This window comes from Burkholderia sp. 9775_39 (genome assembly GCF_015712225.1).
Lineage (GTDB): Bacteria > Pseudomonadota > Gammaproteobacteria > Burkholderiales > Burkholderiaceae > Burkholderia > Burkholderia cenocepacia.
On sequence record NZ_JACCQC010000038.1, the window covers coordinates 1 to 19,393 of the forward strand.

Here is a 19,393-nt window from a genome sequence, read left to right on the forward strand (position 1 = left end):
GTGTCGGCGGGCGGCGGGGCATCGTGTGGCGCGGGCGACGAAGCCGTCTCGGCTGCCGTTTCGGCTACGTCGGCTGCGCCGATTCCGACTTCCGCGAGCGCCTCCGCGTAGTGGCGGTTCGGCCGGTCGGCGACGATCTCGCCGTCGCTGATCTCGATGATGCGCCGCGCATGGCGCGCCACCGCCTTGTCGTGCGTGACGATCACGATCGTATGGCCGAGCGCGTTCAGCTCGTGCAGGATGCGGATCACGTCCTGGCCGCTTTTCGTGTCGAGTGCGCCGGTCGGTTCGTCCGCGAGGATCACCTGGCCGCCGTTCATCAGCGCGCGCGCAATGCTCACGCGCTGCTGCTGGCCGCCGGACAGTTGGCCGGGACGGTGATGCGCGCGATCCGCGAGCCCGAGGCGCGCGAGCAACGCGCGGGCGCGTGCATGCCGCTCGGCGCGCGGGGTGCCCGCGTAGATCGCCGGCATTTCGAGGTTCGCGACCGCGTCGACGTGCGGCAGCAGGTGATAGCGCTGGAATACGAAGCCGAAGTGCTCGCGGCGCAGCTGCGCGAGCTCGTCGCTGTCGAGCATGTGCGTGTCGCGGCCGCCGACCGTGTAGGTGCCTTCGCTCGGATGATCGAGGCAGCCGAGGATGTTCATCAGCGTCGACTTGCCGGACCCCGACGCGCCGACGATCGCGACGATCTCGCCCGCGTCGATCGACAGGTTGACGTTGTTCAGGACGACGACGTCCTTGTCGCCGGCCGGAAAGCGTCGCGTGACGGCGGCGAGTTTCAGCAGGGGCTGGCGCATCGTTACACCACGTCCGACAGCGGTGCGCGCTCGTCCGCCGACGCTTCGCCGATCACGACGCGCTCGCCGTCCTTCAGGCCGGCCAGCACTTCGACGCGCACGTTGTTGTTGATGCCGATGCGGATATGGCGCGTTTCCGTGCTGCCGTCGGCGCGCAGCACGCGCACCGCCACGGTGCCGTCCTTGCGCTTCTCGCCGAGCGCGGCGGCCGGAATGCTGAGCGCGTTGCGCGCGTTGCCGAGCACGATGTTGACCTGCGCGGTCATCGCGATGCGCAGCCGGTGCTCGGGATTCGGCACGTCGAACAGCGCGTTGTAGAACACCGCGCTGTTCGGTTTCGCGCCGCCACCCGCGCCGCCGCCGAGCGGGCTTTGCGCTTCGGCGTAGTTCTGCGGCGCCGGTTCGATCGCGCGCAGCTTGCCGTAGTGACGCTTGTCCGGTTCGCCGAGGATCGTGAAATACGCGGTCTGGCCGGCGCTTACGCGAATCACGTCCGCTTCCGACACCTGCGCTTTCACGGTCATCGTGTCGAGATTCGCGAGCTTCAGGATCACCGGCGCCTGTTGCTGCGCGATCACGGTCTGGCCTTCCTGCGTGACGATCGCGACGACCTCGCCGTCGATCGGCGCGACGATGCGCGTGTAGCCGAGGTTGGCCTGCGCGGTCTCGATCTGGATGCGGGCCGAACGGATCTGCGCGGCGAGCGACGCGAGCGTCGCGCGCTGCACGTCGAGCGCAGCGCGCGCGGCCTCGAACGATTCGCGCGACGTCGCGTCGTCGGGCAGCATCGCCTGCTGGCGGCGGAACGCGAGTTCGGCCTGGGTCAACTGCGCGGCGGTCGATTGTTGCTGCGCGCGCAGGCTTTCTTCGCTGGCGCGCGCCTGGCGCAGCGCGTTTTCCGAGATCACCGGGTCGATCTCGGCGAGCCACTGGCCTTTCGTGACCTTGTCGCCGAGCTTGACCTTCAGCGTCTTCAACTGCCCCGACACCTGCGCGCCGACGTCGACTTGCCTGAACGCCTGCAGCGCGCCGGTCGCGAGCACCGCGTTCTCGAGATCGCCGCGCGTGACGGGCGCGGACAGGTACTGCGGATGCTTGTCGGGCGCGCAGGCCTTCAGCGTGACGCCGACGGCGATTGCGACGACGGCAAGGGTAGCCAGCACGATGCGCCGGCGGCGATGGGTCTTCTGGGTCATGAGAATGCAGCGAGGATGAAGCGGGCGCCGGCGATGCGTGCGGCCGAACGGAACGATCCGGTCGGCGCCGCGTGCCGGGCGTGTTGCCCGCGACGGGTTCCGCGTACGCATCGCGCGGGCGTGCCGAATCGAATCAGGCGCTCATGGTAAGCGAGGAATTCGCGCCAAATCGTGTGGAAATTGTGCTGAATTGTGTGGACGCCGTATCGATGCGCGGGCCGGACGGTGCAATTGTTTCGATCTGTGAAGGCGGCGATCCGCCGCGACCGCGCTACCGCCGCGCGGCGACGATCGCCATCATCGGCCGGTCGCGTTCCTCGTCGAGAGCGGGCAGCGCGTCGACCTGCCCGGGCGTCGGCGCCCATTCGTCGAGGTGCGTGAGCGTGAAGCCGCTGCGGATCAGCAGGTTCACGAGCGTACCGAGCGTGCGATGCTGCTTGACGACGCCCGGCGCGAGCCAGTCGGTCACGCGTTCGCCTTCGCGCTGGTAGCCGTCGAGCGGCCACGAGCGGTTGCCCTGCGCATCGACGACGAAACCCGGCCGGCGCGGCGCCGTATAGATCGGATGCTCGATCGAGAACACGAGCCGGCCGCCCGGCACGAGCGCGCGGTGGATCGTGCGCAGCAGCGTGTCGAGGTGCACGACGTAGTGGAATGCGAGCGAGCTGTACGCGAGGTCGAACGCGGCATCCGGCAGCGCGAGCGTTTCGAGGTCGGCGCGACGGTACGTGATCGCCGGATGCGCGGTGGTCGATGTCGCGCGTTCGAGCATGCGTTCGGACACGTCGATGCCGAGCACGCCGGCAGCGCCCTGGTCGGCGGCCCAGCGGCTGAACCAACCGTAGCCGCAACCGAGATCGAGCACGTGACGGCCGTGCAGGTCGGGTAGCAGCGCGCGCAGCGCGGGCCATTCGGGCGCGCCGTCGAGCCCGTGAATCGAGCGGTTCAGGCGGCTGTAACCTTCGAAGAAGGCCGGGTCGTCGTAGATGTTCTGCGTCATGCGTCGGCTCAGGTGCGGGTGGGGCGCGCAAGGTGGTACGCCCGATCCCGCGAGCTTACGCGCGCTGCCCACCCGCGTCGATCCTGCGCTGCGTGTCGACATCGACGATCTCGCGGATCGCGCTGAACAGCGGCGCGGCGTCGGTATAGCGCCGGCCGTAGCCGAGATTGAACGCATAGTCGAAATCGGGCGGATTGCTGCCCTGGTTGTGCTGCAGGATCGTTTCGAGCTTGTCGAGCGCTTTCGCCGCGCGGGCTTCCGGCGAGGTGGCTGCCTCGTATTCGTCCCACAGCGCGACGATCTCGTCGCGCGCCGCGCGGTCGAGCGACGCGGTCAGCGTCAGCAGATCGTCGCGTTCGTGCGCGCTCTTGTCGGGGTGCGCGGCCTGCTCGATCGCGGGGATGTCGCCGTGCAGCGCCTCGCCGAGGTCGTGGACGACGCACAGTTTCAGCAGCTTCAGCGTATCGACGCCGGGCAGCGCGTCGGCGAACACGAGCGCCATCAGGCACAGCCGCCAGCTATGCTCGGCCGTGCTTTCCGCGCGCCCGGCCGACGTGTGGCCGCTGCGCAGCACGTCTTTCAGGCGTTCGGCGTCGCGCAGGAAATCGAGGCGCGCGCGGATCGTATCGGGATTCATGGTCGGCGTCCTTGCGATGAACCGCCAAGCGTACGCCGGCCGGCCGCGGGGTGTCCACGCATGAAATATGCGTGGGCGTCAGTGCGCGTCCAGCGTTTCCACGAGCCGCACGGCCGAGCCGTCCGACAGCGTCATCCGCGTCCATCGGCACAGGCTGCCGCGAATCGGCACGACGCGCGACGCGTTCGCGCCGGTATCGAACTCGACGCTCGGCGGTCCCGCGCGGTCGTACCAGCCGAGCGGGTCGAGCGCGGCTTCCATGCGGGCGATTTCCGGCGTCGCATAGCGCCACAGCGACGCGCCGAGCAGCGTCGAAAGCGGCCGCGAGAACTCGGCCGCGCGCGCCGGCGAGCTGGCCAGCAGGCGGTGCGTGAGGTCGCACACGAGATGCATGCGGCCCGTGCTGCCGGCGATCAGCCGCGCGAGCGCGTGGTCGCCCGCGGAATCGAGGCGCGCGGCGAGCAGCCGTTCGGCCGTCGCGCGCTCGGCGGGCGACATCTGCTGAAGGCCGGCTTCCCAGCGGGAGATCGTCGATTGCGCGACGCGGAACAGTTCGGCTGCATGGCTTTGCTTTACGCGGTGCAGCGCGCGCCAGCGCTTGAGTTGCGGGCCGAGCGAGGATGGATGAAGCGGTGAGGCGGTCATGACGATGTTCCTGTTGGGACCGTACCGTGCGCGCCGTGACAGCGCCGTTACATGATTCTGATGCCGCCGTTTGCCTGGATCGCGATTGCCGCAAACGGCACGAGCACGATGCCGCCCAGCACGAGTACGCCGTCGGCGGCCACGGTGATCGGCGTGGCGAGAATCCGCAGACCCATGCCGACGACGGACGGCGATTCCTTGATGTAGACGGAGTACGGGCGGTTGAACGGTTGCGCGGCCGCCTTGTCCTTCTCGACGAAGCCTTCGGTCGAGTAGCGCTTGCCGTCGATGTCGCCTTCGAGCACGAGGCCGGCCGGCTCGCTGGCGAAGCCGTCGGCGGAGGCGGCCCGTCGATCGTCGTCCGAAGCGTCTTTCGGCAGCACGATCCGGTAATGCCCGGTGACGCTGCCGCCGCTCGCGTGAAAGCCCTCGAATGTCGTGCGTACCGATTTCCGGTAGCCGGACAGTAGTACCGGCCGCAATTGGGCTGGCAGATCGAAGATGTAATGGTAGCGCGTGCCGAGGACGACCAGTTTCTTGCCGTCTTCGGTCATCATGAATGCGGATACGTGTTCGCTGTACGCGTCGTTCTTGTACAGCTTCGGCGTGAAACAGCCCGACAGCGCGAGGCTGCTCGCGGCGACGCCGGCGGCCAGCAGGCGCCGGCGCGTGATGGATGTGCTCATTTCTTGTTGTCCCGTCTGTGCGGTTCGGTTGGGTGGCTTTCGCCCTCGGAAGCTGGATTCTCGCGTATCCGTCGCACGTTGTCGAACCCGAACCCTGCCGTGGCAGTGGGCAGCCGCGCCCGTCCGCGCCCCGCCGAAAACGTTTTCGCCAGGCTTTCAACCGGCTCCGCCATATCTTATTATTCGGCCAGAGCGGCGCGTGCCGGCCGCCATCGATCACGTTGACGACATGACGGGCCGGCCACGACAACCGCCTTCCGGCCGGCACGTCGCCCGACGCGCGGTCGAAACGACAGGGGGCGCGAGGCCGCGCGTATCCCGAAAAAATACGAGGGCGCAATGGTACGACTGGTGTTGCTGCTGCTGGGCATCGAATATCTGCGAACCCGCTGGCGCGGGCTGACCGTGCTCGGCTGGCTGTGGGTGGTGGCGGGCGTCGGCATTTTCATCGACGCGCTCGATGGTGCGCTGCATTTCCCGATCGAGCTGTTCGCATGGTTGTTCCTGATCGAGGGGCTCGCGACGCTCGCGGTGGCCGGCAGCGGGGTCGGCGGCCAGCGCATTCTGCGCTACGTGAAAGGCATCGCGGTCGTGGTGGCCGCGGGGCTCGTGTTTGCCGGCCATCATCACGGCCACTTCCTGCTGTCGATGATCTTCGGCACGCTGTTCCTCGTCGACGGGCTGCTGCAGTGCACGTCCGCGTGGATGGTGCGCTATCGCCGCTGGAATGTCGCGTTCGCGTGGGGTGTCGTCGAGATCCTGCTGGCGGTCTTCTTCTTCCAGCCGTACCCGACGCACTACGCGGGCACCGTGCCGTACTGCCTCGGCCTGCTGCTGATGTTCGGCGGAATGCACATGCTGAGCCTCGCCGCGCGCGTGCGGCGGCTGACGCGCAATCCGGCGTTCGCGACCTCGCCCGCGCCGGCGCTGGCGCCGGATCTCGACGATGCGCAGTACCCGCCGCAGTTCGCGCAATCCGAATGGGACGGGCCGCCGGCCGACGGCGAGCGGGCGCTGACCGTGCACGTGTGGACCCCGACCGGCACGTCGAAGGCCGAAGCGCAGCGCTATCCGGTGATCGATCGCTACATCGCGGCGGTGGACGTCAATGGCGTGATCTCGACCGGCCATGCGGCGCTGGAATCGCCGGAGGGCATCTACATCAGCCTGTATCCGGCTGTCGAGATCGATCGTTCTCCGGACGAATTCACGCGTATCCTGCGCGCGACGCGCGAGAACGACGTGCCCGGCCTGTTTCAGCCCGACTATGCGACCGAGTCGAAAGCGTGGTGCCCGTCGACCGTGCGCGTGCGCATCCGCAACTACGATCCGGCCAAGCTCGAGGCGTTCTGGTCGTCGTATCGGCAGAACGTCACGTACAACCTCACGCACCGCAACTGCTCGAGCACCGTGTCGAACGCGCTCGAGGCGGCGCTCGACGGTGCGGTGTGGCGGCTGAAGGGCGCGCGGGCCGGGTGGGGTGCATTCGTGCGGCTGCTGCTCACCCCCGAGTTGTGGGTGGCCGCGCAGATCCGCAAGCGCGCGGTGACGATGGCGTGGACGCCCGGACTCACGCTCGACTATGCGCGCGCGCTCAGCATGCTCGCCGATCCGCGTCCGTTCGCATGGTGGAAGGTGGCGCGCTCGGCGGTGAGCGCGATCATGGCGTCGCGGCGTGCGTGGCGCGAGCAGGACAGCGCGGCGTTGTCGCCGGGCGGCTCGGAGGCGGCGTCGATGAAGTGAAACGCGTGATGCCGGACGCGGGCCCGGCATCACGAAGGGCGCCCGGCGCGGCCCGGCGATATTGCCCGCTACCCGCACCCACGGACGACAACAATGAACAAGACGAGAACGTTCCGCATCGTGATTCCCGCCGCGCTGGCGCTGGCGAGCGCCGGCCTCGCGCAGGCGGGCATGGACGAAGTGCCGCGCATGAGCAACGACGTGTATCGGATGTCGGTATCGTTCTGCTCGAACGTCACGGCCGACGAGAAGATCATGTGCCAGGGCGACATGATCGCCGCGGGCAGCAGGATCGTCGCGGCGATCGGCGGCCTGCCGCCGGCTTCCGCGTCGGCGATCGACGAAGGCGCGCGCAACAAGCTGCCGCCGGAAGAGCGCAAGGGCCTTGCGCCCGTCGAGCCGCGCGCGATCGACAAGGACGACGATCTGGCCGGCCTCGCCGGCATGGTGCGCCTGTGCGACGTGTACGAATCCGGGCCGGCGTCGCGCGCGCGGCACCACGCGGCGCTGCAGCAGAAGGCGCCCGATGTCGCACCGCGTGTCGAGGCGTTGCTGGCCGATGAGTCGACCGCGGCGCGCCAGCGCGTCAGTATCGGCGTGTGGCAGATTCTCGCGCTCGAGGGGCCCGAAGCGTCGGCGCGCGCGTGCACGCAGCTCGGCACCTGAGCGATCACGTGCGGTAAGCGCGTGCCGTTCGACCGTCGACGCACGGGTGCCGACCATGCGGCATCCGTGACGATCAGCTCAGTCGTGCGCGATCGTGGCCGGCCCGATCCGTATCGGCTTGCCGAGCGTTCGGGCGACCGGCGAGGCCCGTACCGCGTCGCGGACGAGTATGTGCTGCGCCTGCGACAGCGGCACCACGAAGCGCAGGGCGATGTCGAAACCGGTTTCGACATCGCGGCGTTCGAGGGTGACGTCCACCGTACAGGCCGGCAGCGTCACGCCCGCGCGTTCCGCTGCCAGTTCGACCGACATGCAGACGCAGGCCGCCAGCGCGCTTTCGAGCAACTCGTGCGGCCGCAGGCCGGCGTCGCCGCCTTTGCCTGCCTTGTGGGTGTCCGAGCGCACGACGCTGCGCCCGTTTCCGATCTCGACGCAGTACGGCTTGCCCAGCCGTGTGGCCGTCACCATGGGGATGCTCCGTTGCAGGATGAAAGTGGCGACAGCGTATGCCGGGGGCGCATGCGGCGGAAGGCAATCGCCGGTACCGGTACCGGCTGTAACAGGTTCGGCGGTACCCCGCGCGTTCTTTCGTGCACCTTCACATTCGTGCCACGTTGCGGCAGCAACAATCGCGGGCAGACATTCGACAACCTTGCGGCGCATCCCGCGACCGCAAGCCTTTTCCGAGGAAACACGCCATGCTCAAGACGCTCGCCCGCGCCGCTGCCGCACTCGCCGTCGCTTCCGTGTCACTGCACGCCGCCGCGCAGACCAGCTACGACTACCTGTTGCTCGCCGCATCGTGGGAGCCGGGTTTCTGCGCGTCGCACGACACACCGGAATGCACGAACCTCGCCGGATCGTACGCGGCGACGAGCCTGTCGCTGCACGGGCTGTGGCCGAACCGCTACGACGGCAACCAGCCGTTCTACTGCGGCGTGCCGCAGAACGACATCGACCTCGACAACGCGCACCAGTGGTGCAGCATGGACGCGTACCCGATCAGCAGCGCGACGCGCAACACGCTCTCGACGTACATGCCGGGCGTCGCATCCTGTCTCGACAAGCACGAGTGGTTCAAGCACGGCACCTGTTCGAACTCGGCGACGCCCGATGCGTACTGGAACCAGGCGTCGGGCATGATCAGCCGGCTCGGCAACACGTCGTTCAACGCGTTCCTGCAGGCGAACGCGGGCAAGACGGTCACGCGTAACCAGTTGCTGTCGGCGTTCGAAGGCGCGTTCGGCAGCAACACGCGCAGCGCGGTGTCGTTGAAGTGCACGAAGACGAACGGCGTGAGCTACTTCACCGAAGCGTGGATCGCGGTGAAGACGAACGCGACCGCGCAGTTTCCGAGCGCGGCGTCGCTCGTGACGGACGGCAACACGCAGGGCACGTGCCCGACGTCGGGCGTGTTCATCGCGAAGTAAGGCGGATGCTGCGGCTCGGCCGTCGTTACGCCAGCAGCCGCAGCGCCTCCGCGAGCGACAGCACCGTCGTGCGCGATTCGAACGCGGTGGCGAACAGATGCTCGTGGACGATCGGGTCCGGGTCGTAGCAGCAATCCTTGACCGTGTAGAGGCGGAAATCGGCGTCACTCGCATGGGCGATCGACGACAGCATCACGCCGGTCGACGCGATGCCGACCATGATCAGCGAATCGACGCCTTGGGCGATGAGCCGCGCCTGCAGATCGGTGCCGAAGAACACGCTCGCGCGGTGGGCGAGGATCAGCTGCTCGTCGGGCTGTTTGGCCAGCTCCGGGCAGGGGGCATCGTCGATGAAGAGGCCGAGTTGCTTGATGCCCTGGCCGTTCTTGTTGAGCGGACTGACTTCCGGATAGCCGGGACTGAAGCGGAGATTCGCGAACCACACGCCGACGCCGGCCGCTCGCGCCGCGTCGCAGAGGCGGCGCGTATTCGAGAGCAATTCAGGGGCGACCGACGGAAAGAGGCCGAGGATGTCGGTCTGGTAATGCATGACGAGCAGCGCGGTTCGGGATGGCGCGATGCGCGGGATCGGCGAGGAGGAATGGCTGTTGGCATGCGCGCGGGCCGTCGTTGCGACTTTTGATGCGTTGTCCGGATTCATGCGTGGGGCTCCAGTAATCGCTGCGGAATGTCGGGAAAGTCGGTTGTTCCGTATCGTCGGTCACGGCGGCGCCAGCGTGCTCGCGCGTTGCGCAGTCTCGGTTGGATATTTCCCGAGGATATCAACGAGTCGAACGATTTCCAGCGCGGCTTGACGGCAGGGGATCACGGCGTTTCGTTGCGATGCTTGCCGGAATCGCGCGTTGCGGCGACAGCGATCTATCGCACCCGTACCGTTCTTACGCAAGCCGGGGCCGGCGGCTCACCGTTATCGCCGCGTTCTCTGTAGGGGACGACCTCCACGGACATCTGCTCGCGCCAGAAGATCTCGGAGATCCGGCGGCCGTGCTCGCCGTAGTGGGTACGATGATTGAACCCCATCGACTCCAGTGCTCCAGTGAATTGCGCGAAATTCGGCTCGCATGTCGTCAGCGGAGCAGCCGGCATTCCGGGAATCGGATCAAAGCCCAGTTCTACGCGCGTCCCTCTTCCATAGACCACGAACCGCTGGATACCGACCGCCCAGTTACCGGGCAGGCGCTGGCCGTAGCCGAAGCTGTCTTGATCGATCGCGTGGGTCTGCACGCCGAAGCTGCGGTGCACCGCGTCGGGTGTCATGTCGGTAACCTGATTGCTGATCCGAATCAGCTCCAGCATGCCTTGCAGCGCTTGCGTGACGGTCAGGTTCGCCGGGCTTCGCGACTCGACGTGCGACGCCCCGCTGCCGTCGGGTGGGGCATCCGCCGATCGCCCATGTGCGCCGCCGAACGGCAGGCACAGGCTCAATGCCGTCACGGCGGCCAAGGGGTTGACGAAGCCGTGCCTGGTATGAGCGGTTGAAACGACGTGAATTCTGTTCTTGGTCTGCATCACGCTGGATCCTTGTTGTCGTCGAGCAAAGCAACGATGTCCATTCCCCGTGCCCGTCCCGCGCGGCGTTGTGACGACATTGTCGACAATCTCGCCGACGTAATGGCGTCACTTCGTGGTGCGCGTCGACATCAATACGCTGTCACGGCACCGGACGACGCGAGTGTCCACTGAGACTTCTCAAAAAATCGACCTTCCCGTGTACGTCGTCAACCACTCCAGCGCCAGCGTCCCCGCCAACGAGTTCCCGTTCGCATCGAGCCCCGGCGCCCACACGCACACCGCCATCTCCCCCGGCAGCACCGCAACGATCCCGCCGCCGACGCCGCTCTTCGCCGGCAACCCGACGCGATACACGAAATCGCCCGCCGCATCGTACGTCCCGCAGGTCAGCATCAGCGCCGACAGCCGCTTTGCCGAACTCGAATCGACGACCCGTTCGCCGGTCGCCGGCGCGACACCGCCGTTCGCAAGAAACAGCGCGGCGCTGGCCAGTTCGACGCAGTTCATCTCGATCGCACATTGGCGGCAATACGCGTCGATCACGGTATCGGGCGGCATCTGCATGTTGCCGAAGCTCGCCATGAAGTGCGCCATCGCGCGGTTGCGCTCCGCGTGCTGCAACTCCGACAGCGCGACGCGCGAGTCGTAGTCGATGTCGTTCGCGCCGATCAGCCGCCGCACGAACTCGACGAGCGCCGTCTCGGCCTTCACGAAGCGGCGGCACAGCACGTCGGTGACCACCAGCGCGCCCGCATTGATGAACGGATTGCGCGGCTTGCCGCGCTCGCTTTCGAGCTGGACCAGCGAGTTGAACGCGGTGCCGGACGGCTCGCGGCCGACCCGTTCCCACAGTTCGTCGCCCAGCAGCTGGAACGCGAGCGTGCACGCGAACAGCTTCGAGATGCTCTGGATCGAGAAGCGCTCGTGCGCATCGCCGACCGTGTAAACGTTTCCGTCGAGCGTCACGACCGCCATCCCGAACTTGTCGGCGGGCACTTTTGCGAGTTCGGGAATGTAGTCGGCCACCCGGCCCTGGCCAATCCAGGGGGCGAGTTCGGTGTGGATGCGTTCGAGAGTCGTCTGGTAATTCATCGCGTCAGGCAGGGTAGAGGCACGGCCGGATTCCGGCGAGCCCGTATGGAACCGTCCCGGCGCCGATTCGTCAAGCGCGGGCGGAATCGCGCCCTTATTTTCAAGACCGGCAAACAGGCAAGCGGCGGGCGCAGTATCATGCGGTACGTTTCGGCCGATGGCCGGCGTCCGGCACCGGCCGGCGCCGCCGCGGCTTCCCCGATGATCCGACCGCTGCCCATGTCTTTTCGCATCCTGCTCGTCGAAGACGACACCCGCCTGTCCACGCTGATCGCCGGCTACCTGCGCAAGAACGACTATGAAGTCGACACTGTGCTGCATGGTGATGCCGCGGTGCCGGCGATCCTGTCCATTCGTCCCGATCTCGTCATCCTCGACGTGAACCTGCCGGGCAAGGACGGCTTCGAAATCTGCCGCGAGGCGCGCAAGCAGTACGACGGCGTGATCATCATGGTGACCGCGCGCGACGAACCGTTCGACGAGCTGCTCGGCCTCGAATTCGGCGCGGACGACTACGTGCACAAGCCGGTCGAGCCGCGCATCCTGCTCGCGCGGATCAAGGCGCAACTGCGCCGCGCGCCCGCGCGCGCGGCCGAAAGCACCGCGCCGCAGCCGGAGCGCTACGCGTTCGGCAAGTTCTCGATCGACCGCACCGACCGCACCGTCGTGCTGCCCGACGGCAGCACGCCCGATCTGACGTCGGCCGAATTCGACCTGCTGTGGGCGCTCGTGTGTCATGCGGGCGAAGTCGTCAGCCGCGACGACCTGATGCTGCAATTGCGCGGCGTCGAATTCGACGGCCTCGACCGCACGATCGACGGGCGCATCTCGAAGCTGCGCCGCAAGCTGCGCGACGACGCGAGCAACCCGCAGCGGATCAAGACGATCCGCAGCAAGGGTTATCAATTCAGCAAGCACGCGTGGGAATGACGCCGCGCTCGCGCGACGCCGTCACGTTCCGCGCGGGCATTCCGCCTGCCGGCCGGGAGCCGCGATGATCCGACGAACCCGTTCGCACCCCGATGCACCGCCGCTGCCGACGCTGCGCTACGTCAAGTGGCGCTGGCTGCATTTCCGTCGCGCGTGGACCGACACGCGCGCCGACCGCATTCCGAGCTGGTCGCGCCTGTACGTGCGCACCTATCTGCATCTGCTCGGCCTCGTGCTGCTCACCGCACTGGTGCCCGCGCTCGCGCTGTGCGTCGAATTGTCGCCGCAGGTCGTGTGGCATGCGTTCGACTCGTTGCTGGGCGACATCTGGATCGTGCTCGCGTTCGTGTTCACCGCGCCCGCGCTCGCCGCGTACCGGTGGATGCGGCCGGTCTGGTCGGATCTCGTGATGGTGCGCGAGCGGGCGATCGACTTCACCGGCGGCCGCTTCAACACCCGCGCGCGCGAATCGCACAGCGTGATCATCGGTCCGCTCGCGCGCACGCTGAATGCGCTGGCGATGCGCATGGAGCGGCTGATCGCCGCGCAACGCGATCTGACGAACGGCATCTCGCACGAACTGCGCACGCCGCTCGCGCGCGTGCGCTTCGCGCTCGAAATGCTGCGCGAACCGGGCTCGGCGGCCGAATACCAGGGCGCGCTCGAGAGCATCGCGCAGGACGTGACCGAGCTCGAGGAACTGATCGACATGAGCCTCACGTATGCGCGGCTCGAATACAGCTCGCTGCAGTCGAACCTCGAGTCGACCGCGCCCGTCGCATGGTTCGAGCATCAGGTGAACGACGCGCAGCTGCTGTATCCGGAGCGTGCGATCGAGTCGCGCATCGCGATCGCGTCGGATTTGCGCGTGAAGATGGACCGGCGGCTGATGTCGTATGCGATGCGCAACCTGTTGCGCAACGCGAGCAAGTACGCGAAATCGCGGATCGTCGTCGGGATCTCGCTCGTACACGGCAACATCGGAATCTTCGTCGAGGACGACGGCCCCGGCGTGCCCGAGAGCGAGCGCGAACGGATCTTCGACGCGTTCGTGCGCCTCGACCGCCGCACCGGCGGTTACGGGCTCGGCCTGTCGATCACGCGGCAGGTGCTCCACGCGCACAACGGCCGGATCGCGGTCGTCGATCCGGTCGAGCTCGGCGGCGCGCGGTTCGAGATCAGCTGGCCGGTCTAGCGATACGCGGCAAGCGTCCCGAGCCTCGCCGCAACAACGGCACGACAGCACGCAGCCGCGCGCGCCGGACCCGGTGCGTCGCCGGCCTTTCCCGCCATACCTTCCCCTTATCGATGCCTTCCTGCACCGCGAGCGCGTGACGATTCGTTTGCCACGCGGGCGCGCTTTGCATTACGATTGCAATTGCAACTATATGGGTGGCCGATCCGTGACGGCGGACGCGGGCGCCCCGCGACGCAGCAGTGAAGCCGGGGCCGCCACGATGGCCGTCCCCTTGTTCATGCATTCCTGTCCGGGTCACACATCATGCGGCTTTTGAATATCGTGTCTTCTCCCCGCGGCGCGAAGTCGGCTTCGATCGCGGTCGCCAATGCCTTTATCGAGGCGTACCGGCAGACGGGCGCCACGCTCGACGTCGATACGTTGAATGTCTGGGAGGAGGATTTGCCGGACTTTGACGGCGACGCGATCGGCGCGAAATACAAGGGCGTCGCCAACGTGCCGATGGACGAGGCGGAGCAGTCGATCTGGCGACGAATCCAGTCCCTCGTGAAGCGCTTTCAGGAAGCGGACCGGATCGTCGTCGGCGTGCCGATGTGGAATTTCGGCTATCCGTACAAGCTCAAGCAACTGATCGATCTCGTCAGCCAGCGGAACATGCTGTTCACGTTCGATGGCACTGCCTACGGCCCGTTGCTGGAGATTCCGCGCGCACTGGCCATCCATGTGCGCGGGCAGGGCGAGGCGGCCGGCGCGGGACGTGCGGGCCATCCCGGCTTCGGGCATCAGGCCGATTACATCGAATTCTGGCTGAAGTTCATCGGCGTGGACGAGGTCAGAAGCCTGACCGTCGAACACACGTGGCATGCGAGAGTGCACGAAAGCATCGAACGCGCGCAAGCGCGTGCGGTCGCGATGGCCGCCGATTTCTGAGCGGGGAACACGCCGGCGCGACGGCCGCGCGGATGCCGCCGCAGCGGCATCCGCGCATGCTCAATAAGTCCGGCCGAGCTGCAGGTAGACGTTGCGTCGGCCGCCGGGGGCGAGCGCCACGCCGATGTAGACCGGCCCGAACGCGGTCGACAGGCTCGTGAAGAACGTATAGCTCTGCTTGAGCGCGCCGCCGCCGATCTTCTCGCCGGCGGCCCACACGTTGCCGACTTCCGCGCTGGCGCCGATCGACAGGGCCTTGATCGGCGACGCGTTGAACGTCATCAGCTGGTTCATGTACGTCACGTTGCCGTATGCGAGCTCGTTGCCGTTCAACTGGTCGGCCGCATAGGCGGCCAGATGCTGGAAGCCGCCGAGCGTGAAGTTGAACGCGTTGATCAGGTTGGTGCCGCCGATGCTCTTGCCGCCTTCGATCGTCGCGCTGATGCTGTGCCGGCCGAACTGTTGCGCGATCATCGCCTTGCCGTAGATCTCCGTGTACGGCGTGTTGGAGATCGCATCGTCGAATTCCTGCGCCGACTGGCTGTTGTGCGACAGCAGCGAGCGTTCGACGCGGAATTCGGTGTAGTAGCCGTGACGCGGGAACATCGGATCGTCGAGCTGATCGATGACGAGCCGCGCACGGGCGATGAGCGCCTGCGACGTGAAACTCGGCCACAGCAGCGTCGAGCTGCTGCCGTCGTCGGCCGAGAACGGCAGGTTGTAGTTCGGCGAGCCGTGCCCGGTCGCGTAGCCGAGGCCGATCCGGAAGTCACCGAGACGCCCGATCGGCAAGCCGAGGTCGAGCCCCGCGCGCGCCGTCTGCATCAGGTACTGGTTCAGCTTCACGTCATTGCTGTTGTCGTACAGGTTCGCATAGCGACGCTGGTATTCCGCGTACGGCGACAGGTACACGCCATATGCGGCCGGCAGCGGCTGGCGCAATTCGACGCGCGCCGACTGCAGGTCGCTGCCGATCGTCGTGTCCGCGCGGAATTCGAGCCCCGACTCCGTGAGCCACGGCCGCCGGTAGCCGACGTGCAGGCGGAAGCCGCCTTCGTCGGTCGAACTGCTCGACATGCCGAGCCCGAACAGCAGGAAGTTGGGCCCCCAGTACTTCTCGCGCGCGTCGATCTCGAGCACGTTGTCGTCGCCGCGGCTCACGATCTGCTGCGTGACGCTCTCGAAGTTGCCGCCCGTCGTGAGTCCGAGCAGATCCTGGCTGACGGTCTGCGGATCGTAGATGTCGCCGGGTTTCACGTGCAGCGCGTTGCTGACGACCCGCTTCGGCACGCCGCCGCTGGTCTTGATGTCGATGCGCGTGATCCGGATCGGTGGCGGCAGCGGCTGCGCGTGCGCGGACCGGTACGCCGCGTACTGTTCCGGCGTGAGCGCGAAACGCTGCAGCCTCGGCAGCGCCGCGGTCGCGGCGGCCTCGCCGGCGGCGATCGCCTGCCTCGCGTTCTGGAAATCGGTGAACGCGAGCGAGCCGAGGTCCGGCGTGAGCAGCACGTCCTGCGCGTCGAGTTGCTTGCGCTGCGCGGTCACGTTCTGGCGGATCAGGATGCCGACCATCTGCTGCATCACGTCGGCCGGCGACGCGAGCGCGTCGAGCGGGCGCAACTGCGAGCCGATGTCGACGGCGATCACGACGTTCGCGCCCATCTGCCGTGCGGTGTCGACGGGCAGGTTGCTGACGAGGCCGCCGTCCACGAGCGCGCGCCCGTTGATCTCGGCAGGCGCGAACAGGCCCGGCATCGCCATGCTCGCGCGAATCGCGAGCGGCAGCGAGCCGTGGTCGAGCACGACCATCTGGCCGGTCTGCAGGTCGGTCGCGACCGCGCGATACGGGATCGGCAGGCGGTCGAACGGCTGGTTGGTCGGCACGGCGGCCGTCCAGTTCGCGAGCAGCGCCTGCAGCCGGTTGCCCTGCACGAGGCCGACCGGTGCCTTGACGCCTTTCTTGCCGAAGCCGAGCGTCAGTCCGTTGATGTACAGGCGTTCGTCTTCCCGGCTGGTTTGCGGCAGGTCCGCGCGATCCGTCACGTCGAACGCGATATCCGCGAGGTTCACTTCCGACAGCCGCTTCTGCATTGCGTCGGCCGCCATTCCGCTCGCGTACAGGCCGCCGACGACGGCGCCCATGCTGGTGCCCGCGATGCAGTCGATCGGGATCCGGTTGTCCTCCAGCACTTTCAGGACACCGAGGTGTGCGTAGCCGCGCGCGCCGCCGCCGGACAGCACGAGGCCGATCGACGGGCGGCCGGCCGGGCCGCCGTCGGCCGAGCAGGTGTGCGCGGACGCAGCGGATGCAGCGGGCGTGGCGGCCGCCGGCGCGTTGGCCGCCGCGGCGACGGCCTGGGCGGCGGCGGATTCGGTGGCCGGCAGCGGTTGCGCGGCGACCGTGCAGCACCAGAAGGCAACGAGCGTCGTGCAGAGCGGGCGCACCGGCGCCCAGCGGAAGGAAACGGTCGCTGTCATGGTGAAAATACCTGGCGTGATCGTGCGTCTGACGCCTGCCGGGAGCAGGCAAGACCGAGAGATTACCGTGTTTTACAGGCCCAACGCGAGAGGCTGTTGCGTAGCCGGACGGGCGCGGAATGCCCGTTTCGGCAATTTCGTCGCGAAAAAATCATGGGAATTGCCTAAAGTATCGGAATGATTTGCCGCTAAGCTCGTGATGGGGCGGCATGGACGCGCGGCAAAAAAGTGCGGCGCGGCCGTCCCGGCCCGTTCCCTCACAAAGGTTTGATATGTCGACACCGCTGTTCGGAAAGTTGTTTGCGCAACCCGTTGCGATCGACCCGGGAACGGCGAGTACGCGGATCTATACGCATGAACGCGGCGTGGTGCTGAACCAGCCGTCGGTCGTCTGCTTCCGCAAGGGCGGCGCGAGCGACGCGCGGCCGACGCTCGAGGCCGTCGGCGAGCTCGCGAAGGCGCTGGTCGGCCGCGAACCGGGGCACCTCGAAGCCGTGCGGCCCATGCGCCACGGCGTGATCGCGGACGCGCACGCGGCCGAGCAGATGATCCGCAGCTTCATCGACATGTCGCGCACCCGCTCGCGCTTCGGTCGCCGCGTCGAGGTCACGTTGTGCGTGCCGTCCGACGCGACGGCCGTCGAGCGCCGCGCGATCCGCGAGGCCGCGTTCGCGGCCGGCGTATCGGAGGTCGAACTGATCGAGGAATCGCTCGCGGCCGGGCTCGGCGCGGGTTTGCCGGTGACCGAGCCGGTCGGCTCGATGGTCATCGACATCGGCGGCGGGACGACCGAAGTCGCGGTCATCGCGCTCGGCGGCATCGTCTACCGCGAGGCGATCCGCGTCGGCGGCAGCCAGTTCGACGCGGCGATCGTCAACCATGTCCGCAACCTGTACGGCGTGCTGCTCGGCGAGCAGACGGCCGAGCACGTGAAGAAGACGATCGGCTCGGCCACCAGCGCGGTGCCGCGCACGTCCACGCGCGCCGTCGGTCGCAGCATCGGCGACGGCCTGCCGCGCTCGGTCGAGCTGTCCAACCACGACGTCGCGGACGCGCTGGCCGCGCCGCTCAAGCAGGTCATCGGCGCGGTGAAGTCGGTGCTGGAAAACGCGCCGGCCGAACTCGTGACCGACATCGCGCATCGCGGCGTGGTGCTCACCGGCGGCGGCGCGCTGCTCGCCGATCTCGAACGCCTGCTGTACGACGAGACCGGGCTGGTCGCACGGATCGCCGATGAGCCGGCCACCTGCGCGGTACGTGGCGCGGGCGAGGCGATGGGGCGGCTCGCGATGTGCCCGGCCGACTGACCCGGGTGCCGGGTTCGCGTCGCGACGCGGCGCATCCTTCACATACTTTCGATCTCCCGATGGCCGGCCTGCGTGGCCGGCATCGGTTCGTCGCATGGACAGGCGCGAGCGCGCCGTGCTAGCGTGACGCGCCCATTCGGGGCGGGCCGGCCGATGCGCGCGGCGATACCTGAGAGAGACCGACTACCTTGAAATATCGAACCAAACGGGGCTTCGCGGCCCGGGCCGGCCGCGTGCTGGCCGTCGTTGCGTGCGTCTGGGCCGCGGCCGCTGGCGCGATCGTCGTCCATGGCATGCGGATGCCGAGCGATCCGGCGGACGTCGCCGTGATCTTCGGCAATGCGCTCGACGAAACCGGCGCGCCGAAGCCCGTGCTCGCGGCCCGGCTCGATGTCGGCGTGCGGTGTTACCGCGCGGGGCAGTGTCCGGCGTTTCTGGTCAGCGGCGCGATCGACGGCCCCGGGCTGAACGAGGCGACGGCGATGCGCGACTACCTCGTCGCGCGCGGCGTGCCGGCGGACCGGATCGCCGTCGACGACCAGGGCGACAACACGCTCGCGACCGCGCAGCACACGCTGGCCTACCTGCGCACGCACCGCCTGTCGCGCGTGCTGATCGTCAGCCAGTATTACCACCTCGCGCGGGCGCGCCTCGCGTTCGAGCGCGTCGGCATTGCGCGGTCGACTATCTCCGCCGCCTATCCGCGCCGCTTTCAGTGGCGCGATGTCTATTCGAGCTGGCGCGAGGTGCCGGCCTATGCGGTGTACGCGGTGCGGCTGTGGGTGAATCCCGATGCGCGGCCGGTTTCGTTTCGGCCGATGCTTTATCTGATGAGCCTGTTTTCGTGACGCGGCAGCCGCGGCGGCACATGCTTCCGGCCGCGTTGCAACGGTGTTTCAAGACGAAAATCGAAGCAATTCCGGGGATTGCTTGAAAATCCGGATTCCTCTGATGATTATTGACGGCGCGGATTATCCATTTCCTGATCCGGCAGGGTAAAAATATTGCACTGCAAGATTCGCGTATAACGCATCACGACGATATATCAGCGTTTTCACGGATGCGGCGCGTCCGATATCTTTGCGAAAACTCGAAACAAGCCGGTGAAAGACGTGCCGGTCG

Annotated in this window: 19 protein-coding genes; 8 read left to right on the forward strand and 11 right to left on the reverse strand. The window is 67.5% G+C overall.

Going from position 1 to position 19,393, the window contains the following annotated elements:
- The 6 genes from H0X90_RS32115 to H0X90_RS32140 form a co-directional block, all read right to left on the reverse strand.
- Window positions 1-800, reverse strand: an 800-nt coding sequence (locus H0X90_RS32115; RefSeq protein ID WP_230878121.1) for an ATP-binding cassette domain-containing protein, incomplete at its 3' end; no start/stop codon positions are given.
- 2 nt (window positions 801-802) lie between these two features.
- Window positions 803-1,996, reverse strand: coding sequence for an efflux RND transporter periplasmic adaptor subunit (locus H0X90_RS32120; RefSeq protein ID WP_006483156.1), 1,194 nt, complete (start codon window positions 1,994-1,996; stop codon window positions 803-805).
- A gap of 271 nt (window positions 1,997-2,267) precedes the next feature.
- Window positions 2,268-2,996 (reverse strand): bifunctional 2-polyprenyl-6-hydroxyphenol methylase/3-demethylubiquinol 3-O-methyltransferase UbiG, encoded by a 729-nt coding sequence (locus tag H0X90_RS32125; RefSeq protein ID WP_006483165.1) that lies wholly within the window; start codon window positions 2,994-2,996, stop codon window positions 2,268-2,270.
- A gap of 55 nt (window positions 2,997-3,051) precedes the next feature.
- Entirely contained in the window at window positions 3,052-3,633 is a 582-nt protein-coding gene (locus tag H0X90_RS32130) for an HD domain-containing protein (protein ID WP_006498847.1), read from the reverse strand.
- A gap of 78 nt (window positions 3,634-3,711) precedes the next feature.
- A complete protein-coding gene (locus H0X90_RS32135; RefSeq protein ID WP_077021268.1) occupies window positions 3,712-4,278 on the reverse strand; it encodes a helix-turn-helix transcriptional regulator in 567 nt (188 codons plus the stop codon).
- Between the two features lie 47 nt (window positions 4,279-4,325).
- On the reverse strand, window positions 4,326-4,964 hold the full coding sequence (locus H0X90_RS32140) for a hypothetical protein (protein WP_077021267.1): 639 nt from the start codon (window positions 4,962-4,964) through the stop codon (window positions 4,326-4,328).
- A 339-nt stretch (window positions 4,965-5,303) separates the two neighbouring features.
- Between H0X90_RS32140 and H0X90_RS32145 the strand changes: the two genes are divergently transcribed.
- Together H0X90_RS32145 and H0X90_RS32150 are read left to right on the forward strand one after the other, a co-directional pair.
- Complete coding sequence (locus H0X90_RS32145) at window positions 5,304-6,707, forward strand: HdeD family acid-resistance protein (protein WP_077188769.1); 1,404 nt, start codon at window positions 5,304-5,306, stop codon at window positions 6,705-6,707.
- A 93-nt stretch (window positions 6,708-6,800) separates the two neighbouring features.
- Window positions 6,801-7,373 (forward strand): hypothetical protein, encoded by a 573-nt coding sequence (locus H0X90_RS32150; RefSeq protein ID WP_006498849.1) that lies wholly within the window; start codon window positions 6,801-6,803, stop codon window positions 7,371-7,373.
- A gap of 78 nt (window positions 7,374-7,451) precedes the next feature.
- On the opposite strand, the gene H0X90_RS32155 is transcribed toward H0X90_RS32150, so the two are convergent.
- Window positions 7,452-8,036 (reverse strand): OsmC family protein, encoded by a 585-nt coding sequence (locus tag H0X90_RS32155; RefSeq protein ID WP_227739690.1) that lies wholly within the window; start codon window positions 8,034-8,036, stop codon window positions 7,452-7,454.
- 35 nt (window positions 8,037-8,071) lie between these two features.
- On the opposite strand from H0X90_RS32155, the gene H0X90_RS32160 reads away from it, so the two are divergent.
- Window positions 8,072-8,803, forward strand: coding sequence for a ribonuclease T2 (locus H0X90_RS32160; RefSeq protein ID WP_006498851.1), 732 nt, complete (start codon window positions 8,072-8,074; stop codon window positions 8,801-8,803).
- 25 nt (window positions 8,804-8,828) lie between these two features.
- Here H0X90_RS32160 and H0X90_RS32165 read toward each other — a convergent pair whose 3' ends face one another.
- From H0X90_RS32165 to H0X90_RS32175, 3 genes are all read right to left on the reverse strand, one after another.
- Window positions 8,829-9,464, reverse strand: a complete 636-nt coding sequence (locus H0X90_RS32165; protein ID WP_077188770.1) for an isochorismatase family cysteine hydrolase — start codon at window positions 9,462-9,464, stop codon at window positions 8,829-8,831.
- A gap of 218 nt (window positions 9,465-9,682) precedes the next feature.
- Window positions 9,683-10,333: a hypothetical protein gene (locus tag H0X90_RS32170; protein WP_077188771.1), complete on the reverse strand. Its 651-nt coding sequence runs from the start codon at window positions 10,331-10,333 to the stop codon at window positions 9,683-9,685.
- A 180-nt stretch (window positions 10,334-10,513) separates the two neighbouring features.
- Entirely contained in the window at window positions 10,514-11,428 is a 915-nt protein-coding gene (locus tag H0X90_RS32175) for a glutaminase (RefSeq protein WP_077188772.1), read from the reverse strand.
- A 219-nt stretch (window positions 11,429-11,647) separates the two neighbouring features.
- On the opposite strand from H0X90_RS32175, the gene H0X90_RS32180 reads away from it, so the two are divergent.
- The 3 genes from H0X90_RS32180 (at window position 11,648) to H0X90_RS32190 (ending at window position 14,486) form a co-directional block, all read left to right on the forward strand.
- Complete coding sequence (locus tag H0X90_RS32180) at window positions 11,648-12,358, forward strand: response regulator (RefSeq protein ID WP_006498855.1); 711 nt, start codon at window positions 11,648-11,650, stop codon at window positions 12,356-12,358.
- A gap of 64 nt (window positions 12,359-12,422) precedes the next feature.
- Window positions 12,423-13,553: an ATP-binding protein gene (locus tag H0X90_RS32185; protein ID WP_077188773.1), complete on the forward strand. Its 1,131-nt coding sequence runs from the start codon at window positions 12,423-12,425 to the stop codon at window positions 13,551-13,553.
- A 306-nt stretch (window positions 13,554-13,859) separates the two neighbouring features.
- Window positions 13,860-14,486 carry an FMN-dependent NADH-azoreductase gene (locus tag H0X90_RS32190; RefSeq protein WP_077188774.1) on the forward strand — a complete coding sequence of 209 codons (627 nt, stop codon included), beginning with the start codon at window positions 13,860-13,862 and terminating at the stop codon, window positions 14,484-14,486.
- Window positions 14,487-14,546: 60 nt separating this feature from the next.
- Here the strand turns inward: H0X90_RS32190 and H0X90_RS32195 are convergent, their stop codons facing one another.
- On the reverse strand, window positions 14,547-16,964 hold the full coding sequence (locus tag H0X90_RS32195; RefSeq protein WP_077188775.1) for a patatin-like phospholipase family protein: 2,418 nt from the start codon (window positions 16,962-16,964) through the stop codon (window positions 14,547-14,549).
- 272 nt (window positions 16,965-17,236) lie between these two features.
- Here H0X90_RS32195 and H0X90_RS32200 point away from each other — a divergent pair, with 272 nt between their 5' ends.
- Together H0X90_RS32200 and H0X90_RS32205 are read left to right on the forward strand one after the other, a co-directional pair.
- Window positions 17,237-18,271, forward strand: a complete 1,035-nt coding sequence (locus H0X90_RS32200; RefSeq protein WP_006498859.1) for a rod shape-determining protein — start codon at window positions 17,237-17,239, stop codon at window positions 18,269-18,271.
- Window positions 18,272-18,459: 188 nt separating this feature from the next.
- On the forward strand, window positions 18,460-19,119 hold the full coding sequence (locus tag H0X90_RS32205; protein ID WP_048989341.1) for a YdcF family protein: 660 nt from the start codon (window positions 18,460-18,462) through the stop codon (window positions 19,117-19,119).
- The last annotated feature ends 274 nt before the right edge of the window (window positions 19,120-19,393 follow it).